This window comes from Streptococcus suis (assembly GCF_002964045.1).
In the GTDB taxonomy this organism is placed as follows: Bacteria; Bacillota; Bacilli; order Lactobacillales; family Streptococcaceae; genus Streptococcus; species Streptococcus suis_U.
This window is the reverse complement of the sequence record NZ_POPB01000608.1, coordinates 1-327: the sequence shown is the minus strand read 5'-3', so window position 1 is coordinate 327 and position 327 is coordinate 1. Positions and strand designations below refer to the sequence as shown.

Below are 327 nucleotides of genomic sequence, written 5' to 3'. Positions count from 1 at the left end.
AGCCACAGATACCGAAGCCCATGTTTGCACGAAGGTGAGTTGGCAAGAATGCCATTTGAACTGCTTCATAGTTGTACTTGTCAGTCATGTAGTGGATGATGTTCATTGCATCTACATAAGTGTCAGTCAACCAGTCGAGGGCTTTTTCAAAGTTGGCAATAACTTGATCGTAGTCAAAGATTTCAGAAGTATTTGGTTCAACACCATCGAACACTTTGTAATCTTTGTGAACATCGTCGTAGCCGTTGTTCCAGCTTGAAAGAAGAGCTTTAAGAACGTTCACACGAGCACCGAAGTACTGAATGTTGTGGCGTTGGTCTTCGCTTT

1 protein-coding gene is annotated in these 327 nt (G+C 42.8%); it reads right to left on the bottom strand.

The genetic code is table 11. The annotated features are described in order from the left end of the window. On the bottom strand, nucleotides 1-327 hold a 327-nt coding region (locus tag C1E99_RS13115; RefSeq protein WP_330848232.1), incomplete at both ends, for a pyruvate formate lyase family protein.